Annotated in this window: 3 protein-coding genes; all 3 read right to left on the bottom strand. The window is 43.9% G+C overall.

Annotated features, from left to right (window positions below; translation table 11 throughout):
- A partial coding sequence (locus AS180_RS02820) for an IS110 family transposase (RefSeq protein WP_139109143.1) occupies window positions 1–208 on the bottom strand: 208 nt, incomplete at its 3' end.
- A gap of 88 nt (window positions 209–296) precedes the next feature.
- A complete protein-coding gene (locus AS180_RS02825) occupies window positions 297–608 on the bottom strand; it encodes a GrpB family protein (protein ID WP_062686336.1) in 312 nt (103 codons plus the stop codon).
- Between the two features lie 65 nt (window positions 609–673).
- Entirely contained in the window at window positions 674–7,303 is a 6,630-nt protein-coding gene (locus AS180_RS22125; protein WP_226372919.1) for an Ig-like domain-containing protein, read from the bottom strand.
- Window positions 7,304–7,318 lie beyond the last annotated feature (15 nt).

The following is a 7,318-nucleotide window of genomic DNA, read 5'->3' on the forward strand; positions in this document are numbered from 1 at the left end:
TTTTTTCGTATTCTTTCATTGCAGTTAAAATACGTTGATAAAAACACTGGAAGCCATCACTAGACTGTAATACTGGGAAAGATTTTTGGAGCACCCGACCACGATCATCTACAAAGCAAGCAAAATGTTTTCGCTTGGCAATGTCAATTCCTACTACGAGTGTATTCTCGGTGACTTGATTTATTTTCTGATTTTGTTTAAAATCCACTTTGGAGTCCTCCTTGGTTAACTAAGTTAGGGGTCAATTCGCGCTATGATTTGACACCCCGTATCATACCAAGAGGGCTCTTTTTTGTTCAAGTCCCCGAAAATCCTTCTAACAGGAATGCTCCTTTTTGAAAATACCGTCTTCCTTCTATTCCATTTTCTCCTTTACACTCATAGCCCATCTTTACCATTTCATTATTATATGTATGAATCAACGAAATTTGTTTAACTTCAACTAAAATATCAATTATCGGCTTTGCTGCTAAGCCAGGTACGGACGTGCTGCCGATATGATGAATACTAAGAATTTCGGCACCAAAAATCGCTTCTAATAATCGTTTTTCTATTTCATATTGATTTTGCCATTCTGTTTTGTACGGCACTACCTTTATTTCCCTCATGACGAGCCTCCTCTTAAAAAATCCTTTTGTATAGCGTACTATACAAAAGGATTTTTGAGAATTCTTTAGAGAATAATTGAACACCTAAAACTGATACCGCGTTGGACGATAAAGGTGATGGTTGCTATCGATGTTACACCAGCACTATTAGTCACGCTCACCACAACAGAATCCGTTCCGACGAAATTTGGATTTGGCGTGTACGTGATTACGCCCGTTTCCTGATTAATGAAGGCTACTCCGTTTTGCGGTGGAGTGACAATTCTGTAGGCCAGCGGTAATCCTTGTGAATCCCTGGCAACAATTTGAGCTTGAATCGTTTCATTGACGTTTAGCGTAAACGCTTGATCTTTAATAATTGGTGCGTCTGGCTGATTTTCAATCACTGTAATTGTTACGGTTGCCGTAGTTGCTGCACCCGTGTCATCAATTACTAGTACGGAGAATGAATCTGTCCCTACAAAGTTTGCGTTTGGCGTATAGACAAATTGACCATTTGCACCTAATGTCACTCGACCGTTCGTTGGTACCGTGCGAAGCGTAAACGTTAATGGGCGCCCTTGCGTATCGCTTGCTGTAAACAAGCCGTTTACAGGTGTTCCGGAAGTTGTCTGTAGCGTTACATCATTTGCTGTAATAACGTTTGCTGATGGGGTTACGTCTATAGTCACAACCGAAAATGCTTCTTGCCCTAAATCATTTCGAACAATAACAGTGAACTGATCCCTTCCAGCAAAACCAAGATTTGACGTATACGTGTAGGCACCGCTTACGGTTACAACAACCGTTCCAGAATTCGGCGTTGTCGCTACCGTATAAGTGAGCGGGCGTCCTTGTGAATCACTTGCTACAATTTGCCCTTGAAGCACCTGTCCTGCGACAACCGTTCCGTTTTGGTCATCTGCTGTTACTTGACTTCCAGCACTAGCAATAACTACCGATACAACCACCGTGACTGAATCACCCAAATCATTTCGAACAATTACCGTAAAGCTATCAATGCCTGCAAAGTCTAGATTTGGCGTATAGGTAAACGTTCCGTCTAGGTTAAAGAGAAGCGTTCCATTTGCTGGTCCGATACCGACAGCGTACGTTAATGGGTGTCCAAGCGCATCTGTTGCTACCACTTGACCGCTAACCGGCTGATTTTGCTGACCAGACACTGTAAGTGGCTCTACCGTGATTTCACTTTGAAGTTCTTCAACAACAACCCTTACTACTCCTGAAGATGAGTCTCCACGGTCATTTTGCACAAATACCGTAAACGAATCCGTTCCGAAGAACTGTGGATTTGGCGTGTACGTAAACGTTCCGTCTGGATTAACCACAACCGTCCCGTTCTCTGGCATGGATCCTTGGGAGTAACGAAGCGGTCTGCCTTGAGAATCACTCGCTAATACAATACCTTGAACACTTTGATTTTGGACTGTTTGAATGGTTGTATCCGGAACGATAATTGTGCTTGCTGGATTATCCACAACGACTGTTACTTGAGAAATCGCTTGATCTCCCTGGTCATTTACAACGAGTACACTAAACTGGTCTTGGCCGCTAAACCCTGCATTTGGCGTATAGAGAATGGATCCATCTGGATTGACTACTGCTGTTCCATATAAAGGACTTATATTGAGTGAGTACACAAGCGGTATGCCAAGCTGATCTCTTGCGATTATTTGACCAGTTGCAGGCTGGTTACTGACTGTTCGAATGACGAGATTCTCTGCAACAACCTGATTTGGAAACGGCGTAACTACAACGGCAATCGTAGTAGTAGCGTTTAATCCCTGTGGATTTTCTACCAGTACACTGAACGCATCATTGCCAACAAATCCCGCGTTTGGCGTATACGTGAACGTTCCATCTGGATTTAACATCACAACTCCATTCACAGCTCCGCTTCCAAGAAGCGTATACGTCAGCGGCTGCCCGTTTGGATCCGTTGCAATAACAGTTCCTGATACAGGCTGACCCTCAATCGTTTGAACCGTTTGGTCTGTGACAATTGGCTGGGCGTTAACCGGTCCTTGAACGACAGCAACCACATTAGCAATCTCTGCGTTACCTTCTGAATCAGTTACAAGTACCGAAAAGTTATCGGAACCAAAAAATCCAGCTGCTGGCACATAGCGGTACGTACCGTCGGAATTGACCGTTACCGTTCCATTTTGTATCGGCGTTTGGAGCGTATACAATAGCGGAAGCCCCGTCGTACTTGTCGCCATAACTTGCCCGTCTATCGGTGTATTAAACTCAAGAGAAATTTCAGAATCCATAACTACGATTATACTTGAAGACGGCAGTACGTTGATAATAACCGTACCTATCCCTTGAACACCATTGCCATCCGTAACAATGACGTCAAAGAAACCTTCCCCAACAAAATTTTGATTCGGGGTATACGTAAACGTCCCGTCTTGATTAAGAATAACCGTTCCATTTTGAGGCTGGGTGCTAATTTGGTACGATACAATATTACCTTCAGGGTCATCAACAGCAACTAACCCATCAACTGGTTGATTAATAAGCGTTGTAACATCTGCACCAAGGACAGTAAATGGTGGAGGTGCTAGGTTAATGGTGACGGATACCGTTCCAAAGTCTTGCCCTCCCCGGGTATCTTCTACGACAACCGAAAAGTTATCGGTACCAACATAGCCAATATTCGGTATATACGTAAACGTACCATCACTATTGACCACTACGCTTCCATTTAAAGGAGCTAGGTTTAGCCTAAAGCGAATTGGGTCTCCATCCGGATCCGTTCCAATCAATTGCCCTGTTGCCGGTAATCCTTGCTGCGTTGCAATGGACAAGTCATTTACGGTTGGCGGGCGATTCGTACTAATGACAGTGACTGTTCCAAGAGATTGAGCAACGCCGCCAGCATTATCATGAAGCTCAATTGTAAACGAATCAATACCTACAAAGCCTGAATTTGGCGTGTACGTGTATACACCTGTCGCGCTATCTACCGTTAGTGTTCCATTAAATGGAAGTCCTGATATAGAATAGGTAATTGGGTTTCCATCTGGATCAACCCCTGGCGTTTGCCCGCTTACCGGCGTATTTTCAAGTGTATTAACGGTAAAATCATTTGTAACAGGCGTACGATTTACTGGTGTTATTGTTACGTTAACAAATGAAGTAGCAGTTAATCCTGTTGTATCTTCTAAGATGACGGTGAATAAATCGCTTCCTACATAATCAGTGTTTGGCGTATAAATAAAGTTTCCATCTGGACTAACCGTCACCACACCATTTTGTGCAGGCTGCCCTAGGCTATACGTTATCGGGTCTCCGTTTGGATCGATTCCAACAACTGTGCCAGTTACACTTTGATTTTGCAGAGTGGTTATTGAGTAGTTTGGCACAACCGGCGGCTGTTCAACAGGTGTTACCATAACCAGCACGGTCGTAATAACAAAGTTTCCACCTACGTCCGTAATTCGAACGGTAAATGTATCTCCACCCGTGAAATTCTCATTCGGTGTATAGGTGAACACGCCATTATTATCAATGATAACCGTTCCGTTAATCGGTGCGTCTTCAATCGCATACGTTAACGGTAATCCTTCTGGGTCTATTGCGACAATTTGAGTTGTAACAGGGGTTTCTTCCGGTGTAGAAATCATGATTTCATTTGGCGCAATCGGCGGATCATCTACCGGTGTAACCGTAATCGTAATGATGGATAAAGCTGTACCTCCCTGCCCATCACTAACCGTTACGCCAAAGTTATCTTCACCAATGAAATTAGGGTTAGGAATATATGTGAAGCTTCCATCCGGGTTCACAGTCGCTATACCATTGCTACTTTGATAAGCTAGCGTATACGTTAATGGGTCTCCGTCTACATCGGTAGCAAACACTTGATTGATAAGAATCGTATCTTCTAAAATCGTATATTGATAGTTTGGTACAATCGGTGGATCGTTTACCGGTACAACCGTGACGTTAACATTTACAATAATAAAGTTCCCAGCCGTATCGGTTACTCGGATTGTAAATGTGTCCGGTCCACTGTAATTAAGATTTGGTGTGTATAAAAACGAACCTTGCGGATCCACCACTGCCGTTCCGTTTACTGGCGTATTTTCAAGGGTATACAGTAATGAATCTCCATCTGGATCCACGGCGTTTACAGCACTTGTAATAGCCGTATCTTCATTCGTTACAACCTCAATTACATTTGGTGCAATCGGTGGGTCGTTTACTGGTAATACGTTTATTGTGATAGTTGATACCGCTTGCCCTCCATTAGGGTCAGTCACCAGCACAAAGAAATTATCCGTTCCGGTAAAGTTTGCGTTTGGCGTGTACGTATACGTCCCGTCTGGATTCACGACGGCTGTTCCGTTCACCGGTGGAGAAAGCAAGCTATACGCTAACGGATCCCCGTCTACATCCGTACCAACGACTTGGTTTGTTAGCACAGTATCTTCGTTAATACTAAACTGATAATCCGGTACGGTTGGCACATCGTTAACTGGGCTCACAGTGACCTGTACGTTCACAACTATAAATGCTCCGCTTGTATCACTTACTCGAACCGCAAACGTGTCCGTTCCGTTAAAATTCAAGTTGGGCGTATATACAAACGAGCCCTGTGAGTCAATTACTACGGTTCCATTAATAGGAGCGTCTTCAAGCGTATACGTCAATGGATCTCCGTCTGGATCAATTGCGTTAATTGTGCCTCCTACCGCAACGTCTTCATTCGTTGTAACCGTAATTACATTCGGCGCAATTGGTGGGTCATTGACAGGTACAATGGTAATGACAATCTCCGAGATAGCGGTGCCGCCGTTTTGATCCTGTACGTTCACAAAGAAATTATCTTGCCCGTTAAAGTCTGGATTTGGCGTGTACGTAAACGTGCCGTCTAGGTTAACGACTGCGGTTCCATTAGCAGGTGGAGCTGCTAGTGAATAGGTGAGCGGGTCTCCATCTGCATCTGTCCCAACAACTATGCTATTCAAAGCGGTATCTTCTAGAATCGTATAAGCATAGTTCGGAACGGTTGGCAGATCGTTTACTGGAATAACGGTGACCATTACATTCGTAATAATAAATGCTCCAGATGGGTCACTAATTCGCACCGTAAATGAATCCTTGCCGTTATAGTTAAGGTTCGGCGTATACGTATAAGTTCCGTCCAGGTTAACAACGGCTGTTCCGTTTATTGGTGCATTTTCAAGAGCATAGGTCAATACATCCCCGTCTGGATCTGTTGCAATAATTTGACCAATTAGCGTAGTGTCTTCAAGCGTTGTAACGAAGATTTCATTTGGTCCAACCGGCGGATCATTCACTGGAACGACTGTGACCGTAATAATGGATGTTGCTGTTCCTCCTTGACCATCATCAACGAGAACTGTAAACTGATCTGTTCCATTAAAGTTTGGATTCGGTGTATACGTGTAGGTGCCATCCGTATTTACCAAAGCTACTCCGTTTGTTGGCGCAACAAGAAGTGAGTATGTGAGTGAATTACCGTCTACATCTGTTGCGATAACCACTGACGCAATAGGCGTGTCTTCAAGCGTTGTAATCTGATAGTTTGGTACGACTGGCGGATCATTCACTGGCGTAACCGTAATCACTTGAGAAGAAATTGCGTTTCCTCCGGCGTTATCCGTCACAAATACGGTAAATGAATCCTTGCCATTAAAGTTTTGGTTGGGCGTATAGGTGTATACTCCTGTGGCGCTATCTAACGTAACCGTTCCAAAAGCAGGTGGACCTTGAAGAGTATAGACAAGCGGATTACCTAATACGTTTGTCGCTACCAATTGCCCCGGCACAGGAATATCTTCTGGCGTCGTTAACTGCGCGTCTTGAGCCGTTGTGTTTCCATTGGTCGCTAATACAGTAACAGTTATTGTTGAGAGTGCTGTCGCTCCTTCTGAATCAGTGACAAGAACTGTAAACAGATCTCCGCCAACATATGCTGGATTCGGTGTATACGTAAAAGTCCCGTCTCCGTTCAATATAACCGTACCGTTTGTTGGTGGCTGTTCCACTGTATAAGTTAACGCATTTCCTTCTGGGTCTGAAGCTGGCACACTACTTAAAATTGGAATATTAACCGTTGTTGTGATCGTTCGGTCTTGAACAACTGGCGGATCATTGACTGATACGATTGTAATAGAAATATTTGAAACCGCTGTTCCTCCTTGACCGTCTGATACAAGAACACTAAAGGTATCTGTTCCGTTGTAGTTAAGGTTTGGCGTGTAGGTAAACGTCCCATCTGCGTTGACAACTGCAGTCCCATTGATAGGTGCGTTTAACAAACTAAACGTTAACAGGTCTCCTTCTGGATCACTAGCAGGTACTTGATTTGAAATAACGTTATCTTCATTGATTGTAAACGCTAGGTCTACTGTCACTGGTGGATCGTTGACCGGCTGAACATTAATCGTTACCGTTGAAACCGCTGTCCCACCTTGGCCGTCGCTTACCAACACCGTAAACACATCGGTTCCATTAAAATTTAAATTCGGCGTATACGTAAACGTCCCGTCTGCATTCACAACAGCTACTCCATTGCTCGCTTGCGTTTGCAGCGTGTACGTCAACGGATTTCCATCGACATCTGTTCCTACTACAGCACCCAATAAAGGCACATCTTCTAATGTTGAAAATGTATAATTAGGAACTGTCGGTGGGTCGTTGACCGGTACAATCGTAATATTTACGGTCGAGAC

It is taken from the genome of Priestia veravalensis (assembly GCF_001457055.1).
Classification (GTDB): domain Bacteria; phylum Bacillota; class Bacilli; order Bacillales; family Bacillaceae_H; genus Priestia; species Priestia flexa.